Origin of the sequence: Leptospira sp. WS58.C1, from assembly GCF_040833995.1 — a bacterium.
Taxonomy (GTDB): Bacteria; Spirochaetota; Leptospiria; order Leptospirales; family Leptospiraceae; genus Leptospira_B; species Leptospira_B cinconiae.
In genome coordinates, this window is record NZ_CP162137.1 from 2550991 (window position 1) to 2567722 (window position 16732).

Here is a 16732-nt window from a genome sequence, read left to right on the forward strand (position 1 = left end):
GAACTCTCTTAAGGATTCAAACAGTAATTTTGGAAATCTTTTTTGTTTTGAGTTTGCAATAAGGAGCAGAATGCTGCCCTGTTTGTATCGGATAAAGAAGCGATTTTTGTTTTTACTTCCAGATTTTCTACGGTCAAATTTCCGTTATTACCTCTATTTGAAGCAATCGCTATCAATACCAAAAGGTCATGAAACTCTTCTCTTTCTTCCTCGTCGTCATCCACAAACCAGGTGAGGATCGGAACATCGTCCATCCAAGAACAGGATATTGCGGATATAGAAGTAACCACAGCCAATAGCATAATAATGAGTGTTCTTTGTATCATCTCTCTAATTTCTCCGCGAGGAACTTAAAACTTTCCTGTCGATTTGTAAAGCAGATTTAAAACTTGATCCGTGTTAGGTGCAGAGTTTTAAGAGACACTGAGAATTTTTGCGCAAAGTCGCAAGCGCGACAGAGTTTTATTCAATCGGTGCTAGATCCGCGAGAGTGAGATCTTCGATCGTGTGCGGGTAACCTTCCCGATCGTTATAAAGAACGGACACCTTGTCTCCGTTGATTTCCTGGATCTCTACTTGAGCGCCGGTAAGTACGATCACTCCTTTTAAAAGAAAACTTCTTTTGGTCAGTTTAGCTTTATCACCCGGCTTCATGTTTCTCCATATAGATATCTTTTCCTTCCTTCTTCATGGAAGAGAAAATATGTATTTGTCTTTGGTCCACTCGAGTGCCTATATCATAGACTGCATCCGTAAAATCAGCGCCTTCGATCTTGGCTCCTGCAAGTTTTGCCCAGCGTAGATCCACACCTTTTAGATTGGCGCCTGTTAGGTCCGCTCCATTCAAGAATGCACCACGAAGTCGTGCTCCTTCGAAATTAGCACCCGAAAAATTACAATTGGTTAAGAATGCATTATTTAGATTCGCTCCGGAAAAATCCACACCATGTAAATCTTCTTTTTCTAATATGATAGAAGATAGATCCTCTCCTCTTAGGTTTCCTTTTTGGGAGAGTATTTCTTTTGCTTTGGCAGCAGTAATCCTTCTTTCCTTCGGGACTCCCGCTCCGGTTTCGTAATCATGGATCGCTTGTTGGAGAGCAGCTACTGCAGATTCAGGATAATTTTTTCTGCGTTCCGGGAACTCGAATTGTTTTTCAACGTCGTCTACAGTGACGTTTTTTAGTTCGTCTATGGATTTTCCTTTTGCGATCTCTGTTGCCATAGCAAGTGCAACGATCCCGAACCCACAACCAGTGGTAGTATAACTTGCGTCGGTGACTTTTCTGTTTTCGTCTATCTTGAGATAAATACGATACCCGTCTCCACAACCAACGTTCCGATAATTGGAAACCACGGTTGCATCTTCCATTTCTCTATAGTTCAACCTTTGGTCGTTGATCTCTTTGTATCTGTTAAAATCCATTACTGACATGATGATTGCCTTTCTTAGATTAGACTTTGTTGATAGCGCAGGAAAGCACTTTTAGGAAGGAAGATTTCTTTTTTGTCCGCGTCAGGGATCCGAAGAGTGCGTAGCAGTCGCGAAGCGACCGGAGCGCAAGCGCAGCTCGGAAGGAGCCCGACCTTCGCTGCAAGCGAAGGGGACGCCCCCTTCGCAGCGACCCTTTTGAGCGACCCGTAGGGAGCGAAAAACCCGAAGGGTTGCCGAACGGAAGGAGGCAAAATTTTTGCCGGACTCGATACGCTTGAATGAAAACCCCTTGGAGCGAGAAGACGACTGCCGAATGCAAGTCGGTGCTATCGATAGATAGCAATCCACCTTGCACTCGAATCTCTCCCAAAGTCGATTAGGAGATCTTGTATTTTTTCTTGAACTTGTCCACTCGACCGGTTGTATCCAGAATTTTGGATTTTCCGGTGAAGTATGGGTGGCAGTTGGAGCAAATTTCCACGTGGATGTCTCCGACCGTAGTGCGAGTCTCGTAAACTGCCCCACAAGCGCAGCGAATTTTGGCGTCAGCGTATTTAGGATGGATGTCTGTTTTCATGTTGTCCCCTTTTCCAAAGCCTATTGGGCGTTCATGCTACCCAAGAAAGCCTCGTTAGTCTTAGACTGCCTCATCTTCTCGAGTAATAATTCCATGCTTTCTGTGATGCTCATGGGAGAAAGCACTTTTCGGAGAACAAAGACCTTCTGAAGGGTTTCCTTAGGTAGTAGAAGTTCTTCCTTCCTGGTTCCGGACTTATTGATATCAATTGCCGGGAAAATCCGCTTGTCGGAGAGTTTTCTGTCCAGGTGGATCTCCATATTACCGGTACCTTTGAATTCTTCGAAGATGACCTCGTCCATTTTGGATCCGGTATCCACGAGCGCCGTTGCGATGATCGTGAGAGATCCACCCTCTTCGATATTTCGTGCGGCTCCAAAGAATCGTTTCGGTTTGTGAAGTGCGTTTGAGTCCACACCACCGGAGAGTATTTTTCCGGAAGTCGGAATGACCTGGTTATAAGCGCGAGCTAAACGGGTGATGGAGTCGAGTAGAATGACCACATCTCTTCCATGTTCCACAAGACGTTTTGCCTTTTCGATCACCATCTCCGCAACTTGTACGTGACGGGTAGCAGGTTCGTCGAATGTTGAGCTGACCACTTCACCTCTTACATTACGGGCCATATCGGTCACTTCTTCCGGACGCTCGTCAATGAGTAGAACGATCAAAGTAACTTCTGGGTGATTGCTTGTGATCGCATTGGCTACGTTTTGCATCAGGATCGTTTTACCTGTTCTAGGTGGCGCAACAATAAGTGCTCTTTGTCCTTTTCCGATCGGACACATTAGATCTACGATCCTTGTATCGAGTTGAGAAGGATCATGTTCCATTCTCAATCTTTCGTTCGGATATAGCGGAGTTAAGTTGTCGAATAACGCACGTTTGCTTGCTACGTCCGGTGTATAACCGTTTACGGTTTCTACACGGAGCATCGCGAAGAATCTTTCGGATTCTTTCGGTGGACGGATCTGACCTTCTACAGTGTCTCCGGTCCTGAGCCCGAATAATTTGATCTGAGAAGGAGACACATAAATATCGTCCGGTCCCGGAACATAGTTATAATCGGGAGATCTTAGGAAACCGTATCCATCGGGTAATCTTTCCATTACCCCCGCTGCATGGACCTGTCCTTCTCTCTCTGCTTGGGCCTGTAGGATGGCGAATATTAAGTTTTGCTTTTTTAGTCCGCCTGTATTCTCTACGCCAAGGTTTTTAGCGACTTCGATCAGTTCCGCAATGGATGTTTTTTTGAGCGCTACTAGATCTATAGGAGCGGGCGTAGGTCCCTCATAGGAACCCCGACGTCTTTTTCGGGAACGAATCTCCGCCGTTTCCGGATCATCTTCCGGTAAATTCGGTTCTTCTTCGTTTGTATCGTTGGAAGAGTCGTTATTGTTGTTTTGATAGTTGTTTCGGGGCTTGGAGTCTCGTCTTGGGTTAGCCATGGAATACCGTTATTGGATTTGGAAGGAGAACCTTCCTGTATTCATTTTTATTCGATTAAGAGCGGGTTTTGAAGGGTCCGGGTAGTCGGTTCTTTTTTAAGCGACCGGGGAATCCCTTATTTTTTCAAACGAACGATCTGCTCGGAAGAGAGGAAAGGGTCGGCTCTTAATGTGGACTATTTCCAGATTACAGGCTCTGTCAAGGATTTTATTTTTGCTTTGTCCTTTTTTTAGACGCGGATTTTTTCTTCGAACTTACCGACTTTTTTTTAGAAGCCGGTTTAGTTTTGGATTCCGCGATTGCAGGTTTGTTTGTTTGTGGAACAGTCTTCTTGGTCGAAGTTTGTTTACCGGTTTTTTTCCTAGGAATCGGCTGGTCCTTATTCAATTTAAACCTACCCGTTAGATCCAAAAACTTAATTCTATTTTGTAATGTGGTTCTTGGTACTCCCAGATCCAAAGCTGCATGGGAAACGTTCTCTTGGTTTCTTTTGAGTGTATGGTAAATATAACTTCCTTCCACTTCCTTTAATACGGTCTCTAGAGGAAGTTTTTGATTGAACGCTTCCGTAACGGAAGGGAATTCCATCCCTTCTCCGTCTTGGCTGTTTAGTTTTGCGGAAGCCGGGGAGAAATGATACAGATAACCCAGAGGTTTTCCTTTTTGTTTTAGGATAGATACTCTAACGATGGAATCCAGATCGGGAAGAAATGTCTGAACGGAAAGTCTACCTTCTTCCAATCTTAACTCGTGGGTCTTGAGATAATTTCCCAGTAGGTCTTTGGACATTTCTTTCAGAAGTTTTTCCGCCTGAAGAATACTGTCTCTAAACCATTTTTTGACCAGTATCTCTTTTTCGAACGTTTCGTTATAAAATACGGTATGTCCATCCAGGTCTGTGGCAATCAGTCCATCCGGAAAGTTTTGGAGAAGTACTTCCATAAACCACTGGTTTTGTTTCTCTTTTTCTTCTTCCGTTTTTTGCGGAGAAGGTTTTGGTTTTTCCGTCTCCTTTGCCATCCAAGACGATCTACTCAGTTCTGCGAGAAACCTGGGCTTGTCCCAGTCTTCTAATTTTTCTCCCAAGGGACCTAGAACAGGTATTGCCCTCTGTTTTTGGAAAAATGCAAGAACGGTTTCCGGAATTTCTCGGATAAGAAACTCTTCAGGGATCCTTTCGAACTCCCTTTCGGAAGCGCTTAAGTCCGCAAGTTCCATTAAAACTCTTTCTTTAGGGAGTAATCCTAGTATACCTTTTCCTTCTTCCCAAACAGGTAAATGACTGGCAGGGCTATAGAGAAAAAATTTATATAAAACTTCGATTCTCATTGGAAGAAGGAGGATAATTTTCCTCCCGAATGACTTCTTTTGAAGCCTAACCGAGAAAATTCCTCTACTTTTTTCTGCGCTTAGGATAGTTTTTTTGATTTGAGACTATTACTTAATGAGGCGGTCTGCAGCTTTGCGGTATTCTTCCGGATAAGGAAGTTTGGATACTTTCAAGCTGGAAAGGGAGTATTTTAAAGATCTCTTATATAGAACTAATGCGTAAAGATGATTACCGTCTCGGCGGAATTTATTTCCGGAAAGCCATTCCTCTCTTGCCATTCTAAAGTAATCGTTTGCCTTCTCTTCTTCCTTGGCGGTAAGCGGATGACGATCTTCGGATTCCATTTTTAAAAAACGGGATTCTTTTGCCACATGTTGGAGTAATTTATCGGAAGAAGTTTCCGCGAATTCGGACCAACGTTTCATGGATTCAGGCAACGCTCTTTCGAGTAACGCTAGGCTATCCGTCTTTTCCTGAATACTTCCCGCTTTGGAAGCGGAGTTCAGGTCTGCGGAATAATTTTCTATTTTTTGCAGATCTTTTTTGAGTTCCGAAGATTCGAAAGAATTTCCGATCTCTCTTAGTATCCTAACTTTCGAATCCACTGATTTTTTTCTTTCTCTGAATCCTTGTGTGGACTGAGAAGAATAGATCCTTCCTGCCAGAATTGTAGCCGCGAGTACGGAAAATACTACCAGCCATTTCCAAACCCCCCTTCCCTTTACTCTCAGGGAAATGATCTCGGCAGGAGTCGGAAGATCCATTAGTTGCTCCCTCCTTGCGGAGGAACCGGAGGTAGCGCTTCTTTTTTGTTGATATCGTCCACACGGATCTCTTCATTACTTTTTTCTAAAAAAGAAACCCTTCCATTCGTGATAAAACTATAATTATCATCGTGGACTTCCAGTATATCTACCGGATTGTCCTTTCCTTCTCCGGGAGGAGCGATCTTTTGGGAGAGTAATTCGTTATCTATATAATCGATAAGTGTGTTTCTGATACGATCGTAATCGGAAATATTTTCTTTCTCCGCGATATTTCTGACCTCGTCCAGGTTCACGAACTGGAATTCGCGCTTATCGTCATTCGGAGTTTTGGATGCGATCATTGCAAGAAGTGCGAATCTTCTGGCCCTTCTTGCGATCTTGATCCCTTCTCCGAAAAGGACCAGCTTCACTCTGAATTGGTACGGAGAAGAATTATAAGCGCTGGTAAAATTGTCCTCCGAAGATTTCAGATCTCGGAAACCAAGCTTCAATAAATGTTGTGCGATCTTATCGTTGGAACGAATGATCATCGGAGAAGCGGCTTCCAAAAGAATACGAGCGGTTTTGATATAATTCTCGTGAACTACCTGGAAAATATCTTTCATTTCCCCTTGGGCGGATTTCAGGTTTTTATAAGATAAACTGTAATTACTTTGGAAATACCACATATTTCCGTTGAAGTCCGCTTGGTTTGCCTTTTTGAAGGATCTATAATTGTCCAAAGTATTCAATTTTTTGAAAAGTTCTTCCTGCCCACCGGTCGTTGTCTTTTGTCCCGATTGGGCATTCTCCGCAGCGGTTGCCACTCCTGCCTGGGATTTAGGTCCCGCACCTTCTTCCAACGGTGGTGCAAGATTACTCACACAAATATTGATGAACTTTATATTTATCTTATTCTCATCTATCAGGATCGCGAGATTTGTCTGGTCGGGAGAAACCGCGTAAGTCCTATCCGTGAAAAAAATCGGCGCCGCAGCGAATAATAAAAGAAGAATGCGTGTATATTTCGAACCCATAGCTTTCCCTACTAGTAGTCTATCGGCAGGGTCTCGAAATGTATATTCTCTTTTTTTGAGGAATTAAGTCAGGTTTTTTGGTTCGCACGGAGGCCACGGAGATCACAGAGGATTTGGCGGTTCCTACATGAAAGAAACCCCTCCGTGTTCTCTGTGAGCTCTGTGCGAAATTTTGATAAAATTAAAGAGAACTAATCCGGCGGATTGCTTCGATTACATCGTCTTTTTTGCCAAAGGCGGAAAGTCTGAAGTAACCCTCTCCAGCCGGTCCAAAACCTGAGCCTGGAGTTCCTACCACCTGGGCCTTATCCAATAAATGGTCGAAGAAGTCCCATGAGCTGAGATTATTCGGGGTTTTGAGCCAGATATAAGGCGCGTTCACCCCGCCGAATACTTCGTATCCCGCCTTGATCAATCCTTCTCGGATGAGTTTGGCATTACTCATATAAGTATCGATACTTGCGCGGATCTCTTTTTTGCCCTGAGGAGAGTAGATTGCCTCTGCCGCTTTTTGAGTCACATAAGAAACACCGTTGAACTTGGTAGTATGTCTTCTGCTCCAAAGTTGTCCGATCGAAACTTCCTGACCGTCTTTTGTTTTTCCCTTTAATTCTTTAGGAATTACGATATAAGCGCAACGAAGTCCGGTAAATCCTGCGGTTTTGGAGAAGGAGCGAAATTCTATCGCGACCTCTTTAGCTCCTTCTACCTCGTAAATGGATCTTGGAACTCCCGGTTCGGAAATGAATGCCTCGTATGCGGAATCGTAGAGTATAATACTATTATTCTTTTTCGCGTATTCCACCCAAGCTTTGAGAGATTCTTTAGAAGCAACTGTTCCGGTGGGATTATTAGGAAAACATAAATAGATCAGATCCGGTCTCTCTTTCGGGAAATCAGGCTGGAATCCATTTTCTTTAGTGGAAGGCATATAGATCAGGTTAGCATATCTTCCGTCAGGTCCAGCTTCTCCCGTTCTTCCTGCCATTACGTTTGTATCAACATACACAGGGTATACAGGATCACCGATCGCGATTTTTGCGTCCCCAGAGAATATTTCTTGGATATTTCCGCAGTCACATTTGGATCCGTCGGATACAAAAATTTCGCTCTCGTCCAGTTTTACACCAAGAGGAGCGTAATCATTATCCGCAATTGCTTTGAGTAAGAAAGAATATCCCTGCTCCGGTCCGTATCCATGGAATCCTTCCGGAGTTCCCATTTCTTTCGATGCAGAAACAAGCGCATCCACAACGGCAGGAGCCAAAGGAAGAGTAACGTCACCGATCCCTAATCGGATGATCTTCGCGTTAGGATGTTTTTCTGAATAAACTTTTACTCTTCTTGCTATCTCCGGGAAAAGGTACCCAGCTTTTAATTTCAGATAATTTTCGTTTATATTCGCCATTGAATTATTCGTAATCCTCGTCTATGTTTTGGATCGGTTTGCGTCCCGCAAAACCCTCGTCGTATCCGTGTTCGAAAAGAAGATCCTCTTCTCCCAGATGCCAACAATAATAACCTTTTCCGTTGTCGAAGTCCACGAGCCAAAGCCCTTTGACCTCTATACCAAGTTCTCGGATCTTTCCGGACCATTCCACCAGAAGTTCTTCCACTTTGGTCTCTCTGGCTTCTTGTTCATTCTCCTGGTATAATCCGTTTTTCAGTTCTTGGTGAACCTTTCCCACGGTTTCGTAAAATTCTTCCGTGATGGATCGGACATAGGGAAGGATTTTACGAGCTTCTTCATATGTCCAGATCTTACGTTCCATTCCACTCCGTTTAAAAACGAACGCCTAACGAAAGGCAGAGTAATGTCATTCTGCTCACCACTCCGTATTTTGCCTGACGAAAATATGCCGCGTTCGGAAGATCGTCGACATCCGTAGAGAGTTCGTTCACTCTTGGAAGAGGATGAAGCACTGTTGTCTCTTTTTTGGAAGCAAGTATCAATTCTTTGTTCAACTTGAAGGATTCTTTTAATCTTTCGTATTCCCTATGATCCGGAAATCTCTCTTCTTGGATGCGGGTAACGTAGGCTACGTCGCATTCCCAAACTTTTTTGATATCGTCCGATTCTTCGAAAGTGATCGGAAATCCTGCAAGCCCCTTCTTATAAGACTCGGGTAGCGCAAGCTCAGGCGGAGAAATCAGGTACAAGTGAACTTTATAATGGCGGAGAAGATTGATCAAACTGTGTATCGTTCTTCCGTATTTTAGATCGCCGATGAAGGCAAGAGTAAGTCCATCCAATTTTCCTTTTTCGGAAATGATCGTGTATAGATCCAGTAGCGCTTGAGTAGGATGTTGCCCTGCCCCATCTCCCGCATTGATGACCGGTATCTTTACGGCACCTGCCGCAATCCTAGAAGAACCTTCTACCGGATGTCGGATGACCGCTATGTCTGCATAAGCCTCTACCATTTTCATGGTATCATACAGGGTTTCCCCCTTAGAGATGGAAGAAAATTGGAAACCAACAGTGGAGATAACCCTTCCACCCAGTCTTTCCATGGCGGCCTCGAAGGAAAGCCTGGTTCTTGTAGAAGCTTCGAAAAATAAAGATGCCAGAAGTTTGCCTTCTAAGATCCCAAAGGCCTTATTTTGCTCCACCAGCCTTTCCATCTCTCGAGTTCTTTCGACTAAAAAGTCCAGATCCTCTTTGGAAAACTGGTCCGTATCCAGGATATTCTTATGCTCGTACGCCATTTTCTGGACAGATTGATCCGACCTGGATCGGAGGCAAGAGAATTAGCGAGTTTCGCATAGAGATACAGAGTCAAAAAGAGACACAGCGTTTTTCCCACACAAAGCCACAAAGACACGGAGTTGGGTTAACTAAAATTCAAATCCTCTCTGCGGCCCTGTGCCTCTGTGTGAAAATATCTCCGAGCCTCTTAATCCTCTGAGACTTTCCTCTTAATGGTGCTTCGATTCCGGTTAGTGAAGAGATTGAATCGTTTAAAAAAAGCTTTCCCAACCTTTGTAAAAGAGTATCTTTAGTAGAAGTTTTCTATGACCGAGAAAGATTCCATCCAGGAAATTATAGATATATATAAGAATGATATAGATCGAACCTTAATTCGGGAGAATCTAAAATTGACACCGACGGAACGTATTCGTAAATTGGAGGAACTCCAACAGGTTGCCGAAGAAACAAGACGGGCAGGAAAGAAATGGCTGCAATCTCATAAATGACAAAATTTGAGAAGATATTAGAACTATTAGAGAATGCCGAGATAGATTATATTTTAATCGGAGGTCTTGCGGCAACTGCCTTCGGTTCTTCCCGTTTAACTACCGACATTGATCTGATCTATTCTAGATCCTCTGAAAATCGCAAAAAGATTTCGGAAATGTTTTCTTCCTTACATCCATATCTAAGAGGAGCTCCTCCAAATTTACCTTTTCAATTCGATGAAAGAACTCTTTCTTCTGGCTTGAATTTCACCTTAAGTACGGATCTAGGAGATATAGATCTTCTAGCAGAGGTTCCCGGTGGAAATTACGAAAGTTTAAAGAATGACACAATAGATCTGGAAATTTTTGGACAAAAATGTAAATGTATCGGTTTACGAAAACTGATCGAACTTAAAAAAGCAAGCGGTCGCCCAAAAGACTTTGAAGCGATTGCAGAACTCCAAGCAATTTTAGAAGAACAAGATCGATCTTAAAATCATCAAGTTTCAGTACCAGGCTTTAGAAAGATTCAAAGTATAATCATCTCGCACAGAGAACACTGAGTTCACAGAGAGTTTTTGGTGTTTAGTTTTCCCAATTTTTCTCTGTGTCCTCGGTGAGTTCCGTGCGCCTTTATTTTTGCTTTCTTAGTGATGCTTAGGCGCGGGCTTCGACGTAAACCCCATCTTAGCTCTTAGATTAGTGAATACCGAAAGTGTTACAGGAACATAAAGTAAACTTCCCAGTGTCCCAAATCCAAGTCCCCAACCTAAGGCTAAGGTCATAGGAATCAAAACCGGATCCGATCCACCAACACTATACGCAGTAGGAAGAAGTCCCGCAACGGTAGTCAATGTGGTTAATAAGATAGGACGGAATCTTCTGCGGCTTGCTTCGAGTAATATCTCATCCAAAGGTGCATTGGAAGATTTACGGATAGAATCGATACAATCCACAAGCACGATGGAGGCGTTTACTAACACTCCTGCGAGTCCGATGATACCGATCATAGCTAAGAAACTGAATGCCTTTCCGGACAATACGAATCCTGCTACGATCCCCACAAACCCAAGTGGAATTGTGCTCAAGATTAGTATAGGCCTTACCACGTTCTGCAAGGTTAACGCAAGAATAATAAAGATCCCGAGTAACGCGATGAGTCCCGCTTTTCCGAGCGAGGCCATGGATCTTTGTGTGTCCTTCTCCTCTCCTCCGAACACAATGGATACTCCGGGATATTGTCTTTCGATCAAAGGTTTGAACTCGTCGATTACCTTCTGATTTGCTTCTCTCGAAGTCATTCCGGATTCCATCTTAATATCCGCATTCACCGTGATCGCTCTTTCAAAATCCCTATGAGAAAGTAATTCAGGAGAATCTTTCAGATCCATTCTGGAAATTTTGGCAAGGTTGGTGATATTTCCGGCCTTATTCCGAAGAGGAATACTTTTGACTTCTTCCGGATTTTTTCGGAAACTCTTATCGTACATGACTCTCAGATAAATTTTGGTCTTCCCTTGCCGAACATTACCCGCTCTTTCTCCATCGTATGCTGTTCGGAGCATGTTTGCAGCGGAGAAGGTTGAAACTCCGGTAAAACTTTCCAATCCCTCATCGAGCTGGATATACATCTGTTTTCGTCCGTTCCGATAATCATCTCGAACCGAATGTACACCCTTGATCCCTTTTAAGAAAGATTGTAGATCAGCGGAAACTTTTTTTAGAACTTCGTAATCTTTTCCGAGTACTCCGATCGTAATAGGTGCTCCGATCGGAGGTGCCATCGCCATTTCTTCCAAATATACATCGGAGAGTCCTGGAGTTTTTCGAATATCATCCTCAATGGAAGCTAATATTTCGGAGGCTTTTCTCACCCTTTGAGATTCCGGAGTGAGATATACCATGATCACTCCTAAGTTTTCTCCGAATCTTGATAATGGATCGTCCGGATCTGTTTGTTGCACTCCGATCTTGGTGGAGTAGCTCACCAATTCTTCTTTAGGGATCTTTTTCAAGATCTCTTCCATATACTTCATCTTATCTCTGGTTTGGAAGATACGAGAAGAAGGAGGAAACTCCGCTTTGATCAGGAAGATCTCAATATCTTCCTTCGGAAAAAGAATAAAGTCCATCTGGGACATGACACCGCAGGAACTCATAACGATTAGCAGGATCGCAAAGAAGGATTTATTACGATTTCGGATCATCAAAGCTACAAAATCGGCGAACCTTTCCTCCATTCTTGCAAAAAAATCGTCCAAGGTTCTTCTGAATTTGGATGCCTTCTTTAATTCTTCCGGAGTTTTCGCAAAAGCCGCGATACGGGAGGGAAGAAATAAGAAAGACTCGATCAAACTTGCAGTCAATGCGATGATCACCACAAGCGGGATCTGCCAGATAAATTTCCCCATGATCCCCGCCATAAATAACATGGGAAGGAATGCGGCCACGGTAGTGAGATATGATCCGAATATCGGCACCAACATTTCCGTGGTCCCTTTCAAGGCGGCGGAAGTTTTGTCCATCTTCTCGCCTATATAGGTATAAATGTTTTCCGAAATCACAATGGAGTTATCCACAAGCATCCCGAGAGAGATGATGAGTCCCATCATGGAGATCATATTGAAGGAAACGTCAAAGAACGGAAGCGCCGCAAATGTCATAAGCATCGAGATCGGCAGGGACATGGAAGTCAAAGTTGCAGTCCGGAAATCCAAGAACAAAAACAGGATCCCGAAAACGATTAAAAACCCGATGAGCGCGTTCGAAGAAACCACGTTCAATCTGTTCTTAGTCCTTTTTGCTTCATCATTTAATTTGAATGTTTTAATGCTTTCAGGGTAAACTTTTTCCAGTTCTTTTAGTCTGGTTTGGACCATGTCTGCGACTTCTATCGCATCCGCTCTTTCTTTTTTGATCACGGAAAGAACCAACCCCTGCTGTCCGTTTGCGATCGCAAGGAATCTCGGATATTCGAACGTATCCTCTACCCTTGCCAGATTTCCGATACGCACGGTGGAGAATATATCGTTGGTCCGTATAGGGATCTTTCCGATCTCGGAAGGACTTTTAAATTCACCGTCAATCCTGAGATCGAATGCATTCTCCGAATCCACGGAACCTGCAGGTAAATTAATATTCCGAGTACGGATCGTTCTTGTAATATCCGAAAGATCCAATTGGTATTGTTTTAATCTGTCCGCGTTTACGAGTATATGCCATTCTCTATCACGTTTTCCGAATACGTCCACTCTGGCTATTCCCGGGATCTTTTCCAATTCCAGTTCTATAAATTCCGCGATAGTATGAAGTTCTATCTCGTCCTTACCGCCATAAACGGAGAAATCCATGATCGGAAAGGAACCAGATTTTCTTTCCGTAATTTTCGGTTTTTCCGTAACCTGCGGAGGAAAATCGGAGATAGCATTGTCTACGGCTCTTCGGATCTCATCCAAAACTTTTTCCGGATCCTTTTCCTCTAAGCTTACACGAACGTCTATGTCCGAAACGGAGTTACGGGAGAAGGAACGGATCTCATCAATGCCGTCTATTTCCTTGATCTTTTCTTCGATAGGATACGTTACCCGCAATTCCACGTCCGCCGGAGAAGCCCCGGGAAATTTCGTAGTGATTACGAGCTGTTTCATATCTACGTTCGGAAAAGCGTCCCTGCGCAAACCGCAAAGGGACATTCCCCCCGCGGCAAAAATGAATATGACCCCCAAATACATGAAGAGTCTATTGTGTATGAAAGATTGTATTATTGTTCTCATATATTTTCTTTTTATTTAGAAATTTTTCCATCCAAAGGTTCTAAGAGCCCGCCCCATTGGCTCCATGCTTGTTTTATAAAACTTTTATCCCAGGTTTCTCCGCAAACTTCCATCTGTTTCGGCAATCGATCCCAGGAACATCCCGGGAATCGATGGTGGATCCTATGATAATTAAAATGTAAAAAAAACGCGCTTACCGTTTCAGGTAGAGTTAAATTATAAGCCGAATTTTTATCATTAATTTCTTTCCCATAATGATACGCATTATCAAAAAATGATATAAAAAAGGATCTACTCAGAAGAAGAAATACCAACAAAGGCCAATTACTCCCGAAAAGCAAAAAAGAAGGAATATAAAAGGCCAAGATCCAAAAAATATCCTTTCGTAATTCTTCCAAAATTTCGGGGCGATAGATCCATTTAAAAAAACCTTCCTCTATCGGATACTCAATGAATTGATCCACGATCGGTTTTGTCCAACGAGACGGTAGTGAAAGTAAAAGCCCAGTACCAACTTCGAAAATGTATGTGGCCACAGTAATTCTGAAATAATAATTCAAATTCTGGAACCATCTAGGCTTTCGAGAAGAAGGATCAAAAAATTCGATCCTATCCCCGGGCTCCCTATTGAACTTATGATGCATCAAGTGACTACATTTCAGAACGGAATAAGGAGCTCCGAACACGATACAAAGGAATCGTCCCCAAAGATGATTTTGTTTTCTTTCATTTGAAAAATTCCCGTGGATACTTTCATGGATCAAATTCCAAAAAGTATAGGATACCGGTCCTAAAACTGCGGCAAAAACCCAAGCTATCCAATATGGAAACTCCTCATTTAAGAGTCCCCAGGGTAACAAATAATGGAAGCCGATAAATAGAATTAATACCGTCAGCGAAAGTTTTCTATTTTTCGCAAAAGGTAGTTCCCTGATTTGGATAGAAGCTTCCATTTAGGATAGATCGGGTGAGATCGGAATTTTCTGCAAGCAACCTGCTGAATTGGGTAGCGGCGACATCGGTCGGTTTGAAAAAAAATATTTAGTTCTCATCCAGGCCGACAGAATGGAAATAAATTAAACCGACCCTGTTCTTTTGAAAAAATTCGGCTCCAAAAATGTTACAAGAGGTCCAAAACAACAATATGAATTTAATATTCTATCCTGCGACTCTCTTACTTGCATTCTCGTCCTTCTATTGTTTTCCCCTGGATCCGGACAGACTAAAGTCCCCCAGTTATAGAGAAGGCAGATATCATAATTTGGATCCGGATGAAGAATTACAGGGTAAATCTCCTTTGGCAATTCTGCGCTGGAAGGTCTTAGGTCCCAAAGATCCACCTACTGTAGAAGGACTAACTGAAGAACTTCCCTTAGTATTGGAAAGAAACTCGGAAGATTTGATCGCTCCGGAAGGAAAAGTGCGAGTGGTATGGTTCGGGCATGCAACGGTTTGGATCTCTTCCACAAAAAATGGAAAAACGGTAAATGTTCTGACGGACCCTATTTTTGAAGCTCCTATCCTTGTGTCTAGACTAGTCGAACTTCCTATCCCGAAAGAGGATCTTCCTCCGGTTGATTTTGTAGTAGTGAGTCATGCTCATAGGGACCATTTGGACAGGGATACATTGCGTTACCTAAGAAGTAAAAATCCGGACCTACTGATACTTCTCCCTTCCGGCATGCAATCCTTTTCGGAAGAAGAAAAGCTGGGAAAAACCGTCTCCCAAGAGTTAGGCCAAGTTAGCGGTAAGGATTCGGTAAACATCACATTTCTTCCTGCACATCACTGGAGTAGAATGGGATTCACGGACACTAACCAATATTTCTGGGGAAGTTATTCTATTGAAGCCCAAGGAAAGATCGTCTACTTTGCAGGAGACACAGGATATTCTTCCCATTTTAAAAATATCTCGGAACGACTGGGTAAACCCATCGATCTCGCACTTCTACCTATCGGAGCGTATAAACCTAGATGGTTTATGAAATATGCGCATATCGGACCCGAGGAAGCCTTGGTGGCGACCAAGGATCTAAATGCAAAGTCATTTGCACCTATCCATTGGGGAACATTTCCTTTAGGGGACGATCTTCCCAAGGAGCCAATGCTGGATCTAAAACAAAGATTATCTTTTCCTTCTTCGCCGGATACACAAGGGATCTATCCTAGTTCCGACGGAATTTCCTGGGGAAATAAGGATGGGGTTAAAATTCTACCTTGGACTATCGGAAGTGGAATAGACCTGGAATGATTTCCAAAAATCTACCTTAAAAGACTACTGAAACTTTTCTTGAATTCAGGTCGAAAATTGTATTCAAGGATGTTTCCTTAAAATCGATTTACGAAAAACGGCCCTAAAATACATTACAATATATTAATATGCATAAGTTTTTCTTCCCCCTCTTTTGACGGCAGAGAAGGAAGGAACTTATACATATTAGCAAAGCGAAGTAAAACAAGTTCCCCGCCGAATAAACAAAAATACAAATTAAGAGCGAACCGAAATTTTTAGGATTTGCGGAAATGATTGCCTCCAAACGTATCCCTTTTTAACCTTCCTGAAATGATCTCCGGACTCCAAGGTTCCATCCGAAAACTAGAAGTTGGTACCGTGTACTTAGATGTTCACGGAGTAACTTATGAAATAATAATTTCCTTCAAAACCTATTGGGAACTGAAAGAATACCAAACTTCCGCAAAAGAAGTCAGACTGCATATACATCATTCCATCAACGAAAGAGGACAAAAACTTTTCGGATTCCTGCAAGAAAGAGATAAAGAATTTTTCAAAGTGATGAAGGGCTTGCATGGGATCGGCGAAATGACCGCTCTCAAAGTTTTATCCTTCTTCAGTCCTTGGGAATTGCATAAGATCGCTTCCTCAGGAGAAGCAAAGGACCTGGAAAAAATCCCGAAAGTCAGGGCCAAAACCTCCGAAAAAATCTTTTTCGAAGTAAAACAAAATCTAAAAAAACTGGAATTATTCTTGGAAGCAGGTTCCGAGGATCCTTCTATTCCGGAAACTTCCAAAGAAAGACTTCCTTCTCCGGAAGATCGTTTTAAGGAAACCGCAGTACAAGCACTCGTTCAATTAGGATTTGAAGACAAATCCGCTTTAAAGGAAGTGGAGAAAATCCTAAAAAAACAAAGTTTTACGGATACAGGAGAACTGATCCGAGAGATATTGAAAAATCTATAAATTAGC

At 42.8% G+C, this 16732-nt stretch carries 17 protein-coding genes; 4 read left to right on the forward strand and 13 right to left on the reverse strand.

What is annotated here, in order from left to right; translation table 11 throughout:
• Window positions 1–8: 8 nt before the first annotated feature.
• From AB3N61_RS11695 to pyrB, 11 genes are all read right to left on the reverse strand, one after another.
• Complete coding sequence (locus AB3N61_RS11695) at window positions 9–326, reverse strand: hypothetical protein (protein WP_367897656.1); 318 nt, start codon at window positions 324–326, stop codon at window positions 9–11.
• A 136-nt stretch (window positions 327–462) separates the two neighbouring features.
• Window positions 463–654 (reverse strand): hypothetical protein, encoded by a 192-nt coding sequence (locus AB3N61_RS11700; RefSeq protein ID WP_008592353.1) that lies wholly within the window; start codon window positions 652–654, stop codon window positions 463–465.
• Window positions 641–1435, reverse strand: coding sequence for a pentapeptide repeat-containing protein (locus AB3N61_RS11705; RefSeq protein WP_020770233.1), 795 nt, complete (start codon window positions 1433–1435; stop codon window positions 641–643). Before AB3N61_RS11705 ends, AB3N61_RS11700 begins: the two co-directional genes overlap by 14 nt.
• Before the next feature lie 376 nt (window positions 1436–1811).
• Entirely contained in the window at window positions 1812–2012 is a 201-nt protein-coding gene (gene rpmE, locus AB3N61_RS11710; RefSeq protein ID WP_008592280.1) for a 50S ribosomal protein L31, read from the reverse strand.
• Between the two features lie 20 nt (window positions 2013–2032).
• Window positions 2033–3460 carry a transcription termination factor Rho gene (gene rho / locus AB3N61_RS11715; RefSeq protein ID WP_020770244.1) on the reverse strand — a complete coding sequence of 476 codons (1428 nt, stop codon included), beginning with the start codon at window positions 3458–3460 and terminating at the stop codon, window positions 2033–2035.
• A gap of 208 nt (window positions 3461–3668) precedes the next feature.
• Entirely contained in the window at window positions 3669–4790 is a 1122-nt protein-coding gene (locus AB3N61_RS11720; protein WP_020770264.1) for a PAS domain-containing protein, read from the reverse strand.
• Window positions 4791–4898: 108 nt separating this feature from the next.
• Window positions 4899–5555 carry a PROCN domain protein gene (locus AB3N61_RS11725; protein WP_367897657.1) on the reverse strand — a complete coding sequence of 219 codons (657 nt, stop codon included), beginning with the start codon at window positions 5553–5555 and terminating at the stop codon, window positions 4899–4901.
• A complete protein-coding gene (locus tag AB3N61_RS11730; protein ID WP_367897658.1) occupies window positions 5555–6574 on the reverse strand; it encodes an adhesin OmpL37 family surface protein in 1020 nt (339 codons plus the stop codon). Before AB3N61_RS11730 ends, AB3N61_RS11725 begins: the two co-directional genes overlap by 1 nt.
• A 181-nt stretch (window positions 6575–6755) precedes the next feature.
• On the reverse strand, window positions 6756–7982 hold the full coding sequence (locus tag AB3N61_RS11735) for an LL-diaminopimelate aminotransferase (protein ID WP_020770228.1): 1227 nt from the start codon (window positions 7980–7982) through the stop codon (window positions 6756–6758).
• A 4-nt stretch (window positions 7983–7986) separates the two neighbouring features.
• Entirely contained in the window at window positions 7987–8346 is a 360-nt protein-coding gene (locus AB3N61_RS11740) for a DUF2203 domain-containing protein (protein ID WP_020770201.1), read from the reverse strand.
• 10 nt (window positions 8347–8356) lie between these two features.
• The gene (pyrB, locus tag AB3N61_RS11745; RefSeq protein WP_020770246.1) at window positions 8357–9283 is read right to left on the reverse strand and encodes an aspartate carbamoyltransferase; all 927 of its coding nucleotides are present in this window, start codon (window positions 9281–9283) and stop codon (window positions 8357–8359) included.
• Window positions 9284–9589: 306 nt separating this feature from the next.
• Here pyrB and AB3N61_RS11750 point away from each other — a divergent pair, with 306 nt between their 5' ends.
• On the forward strand, window positions 9590–9772 hold the full coding sequence (locus AB3N61_RS11750; protein WP_020770200.1) for a hypothetical protein: 183 nt from the start codon (window positions 9590–9592) through the stop codon (window positions 9770–9772).
• A complete protein-coding gene (locus AB3N61_RS11755) occupies window positions 9769–10248 on the forward strand; it encodes a hypothetical protein (protein ID WP_020770181.1) in 480 nt (159 codons plus the stop codon). The genes AB3N61_RS11750 and AB3N61_RS11755 overlap by 4 nt, the downstream gene beginning before the upstream one ends.
• A 153-nt stretch (window positions 10249–10401) precedes the next feature.
• On the opposite strand, the gene AB3N61_RS11760 is transcribed toward AB3N61_RS11755, so the two are convergent.
• Both AB3N61_RS11760 and AB3N61_RS11765 read right to left on the reverse strand, forming a co-directional pair.
• Window positions 10402–13527, reverse strand: coding sequence for an efflux RND transporter permease subunit (locus AB3N61_RS11760; protein ID WP_367897659.1), 3126 nt, complete (start codon window positions 13525–13527; stop codon window positions 10402–10404).
• 11 nt (window positions 13528–13538) lie between these two features.
• Window positions 13539–14480 carry a fatty acid desaturase family protein gene (locus AB3N61_RS11765; RefSeq protein ID WP_367897660.1) on the reverse strand — a complete coding sequence of 314 codons (942 nt, stop codon included), beginning with the start codon at window positions 14478–14480 and terminating at the stop codon, window positions 13539–13541.
• A gap of 191 nt (window positions 14481–14671) precedes the next feature.
• On the opposite strand from AB3N61_RS11765, the gene AB3N61_RS11770 reads away from it, so the two are divergent.
• Together AB3N61_RS11770 and ruvA are read left to right on the forward strand one after the other, a co-directional pair.
• Complete coding sequence (locus AB3N61_RS11770; RefSeq protein ID WP_367897661.1) at window positions 14672–15778, forward strand: MBL fold metallo-hydrolase; 1107 nt, start codon at window positions 14672–14674, stop codon at window positions 15776–15778.
• A gap of 312 nt (window positions 15779–16090) precedes the next feature.
• Window positions 16091–16726 (forward strand): Holliday junction branch migration protein RuvA, encoded by a 636-nt coding sequence (gene ruvA / locus AB3N61_RS11775; protein WP_367899092.1) that lies wholly within the window; start codon window positions 16091–16093, stop codon window positions 16724–16726.
• Window positions 16727–16732 lie beyond the last annotated feature (6 nt).

Bases quoted from the DNA above. Each gene is read 5' to 3' on its own strand.
- AB3N61_RS11695 (WP_367897656.1), bottom strand. From the start codon at position 326: ATGATACAAAGAACACTCATTATTATGCTATTGGCTGTGGTTACTTCT.
- AB3N61_RS11700 (WP_008592353.1), bottom strand. From the start codon at position 654: ATGAAGCCGGGTGATAAAGCTAAACTGACCAAAAGAAGTTTTCTTTTA.
- AB3N61_RS11705 (WP_020770233.1), bottom strand. From the start codon at position 1,435: ATGTCAGTAATGGATTTTAACAGATACAAAGAGATCAACGACCAAAGG.
- rpmE (WP_008592280.1), bottom strand. From the start codon at position 2,012: ATGAAAACAGACATCCATCCTAAATACGCTGACGCCAAAATTCGCTGC.
- rho (WP_020770244.1), bottom strand. From the start codon at position 3,460: ATGGCTAACCCAAGACGAGACTCCAAGCCCCGAAACAACTATCAAAAC.
- AB3N61_RS11720 (WP_020770264.1), bottom strand. From the start codon at position 4,790: ATGAGAATCGAAGTTTTATATAAATTTTTTCTCTATAGCCCTGCCAGT.
- AB3N61_RS11725 (WP_367897657.1), bottom strand. From the start codon at position 5,555: ATGGATCTTCCGACTCCTGCCGAGATCATTTCCCTGAGAGTAAAGGGA.
- AB3N61_RS11730 (WP_367897658.1), bottom strand. From the start codon at position 6,574: ATGGGTTCGAAATATACACGCATTCTTCTTTTATTATTCGCTGCGGCG.
- AB3N61_RS11735 (WP_020770228.1), bottom strand. From the start codon at position 7,982: ATGGCGAATATAAACGAAAATTATCTGAAATTAAAAGCTGGGTACCTT.
- AB3N61_RS11740 (WP_020770201.1), bottom strand. From the start codon at position 8,346: ATGGAACGTAAGATCTGGACATATGAAGAAGCTCGTAAAATCCTTCCC.
- pyrB (WP_020770246.1), bottom strand. From the start codon at position 9,283: ATGGCGTACGAGCATAAGAATATCCTGGATACGGACCAGTTTTCCAAA.
- AB3N61_RS11750 (WP_020770200.1), top strand. From the start codon at position 9,590: ATGACCGAGAAAGATTCCATCCAGGAAATTATAGATATATATAAGAAT.
- AB3N61_RS11755 (WP_020770181.1), top strand. From the start codon at position 9,769: ATGACAAAATTTGAGAAGATATTAGAACTATTAGAGAATGCCGAGATA.
- AB3N61_RS11760 (WP_367897659.1), bottom strand. From the start codon at position 13,527: ATGAGAACAATAATACAATCTTTCATACACAATAGACTCTTCATGTAT.
- AB3N61_RS11765 (WP_367897660.1), bottom strand. From the start codon at position 14,480: ATGGAAGCTTCTATCCAAATCAGGGAACTACCTTTTGCGAAAAATAGA.
- AB3N61_RS11770 (WP_367897661.1), top strand. From the start codon at position 14,672: ATGAATTTAATATTCTATCCTGCGACTCTCTTACTTGCATTCTCGTCC.
- ruvA (WP_367899092.1), top strand. From the start codon at position 16,091: ATGATCTCCGGACTCCAAGGTTCCATCCGAAAACTAGAAGTTGGTACC.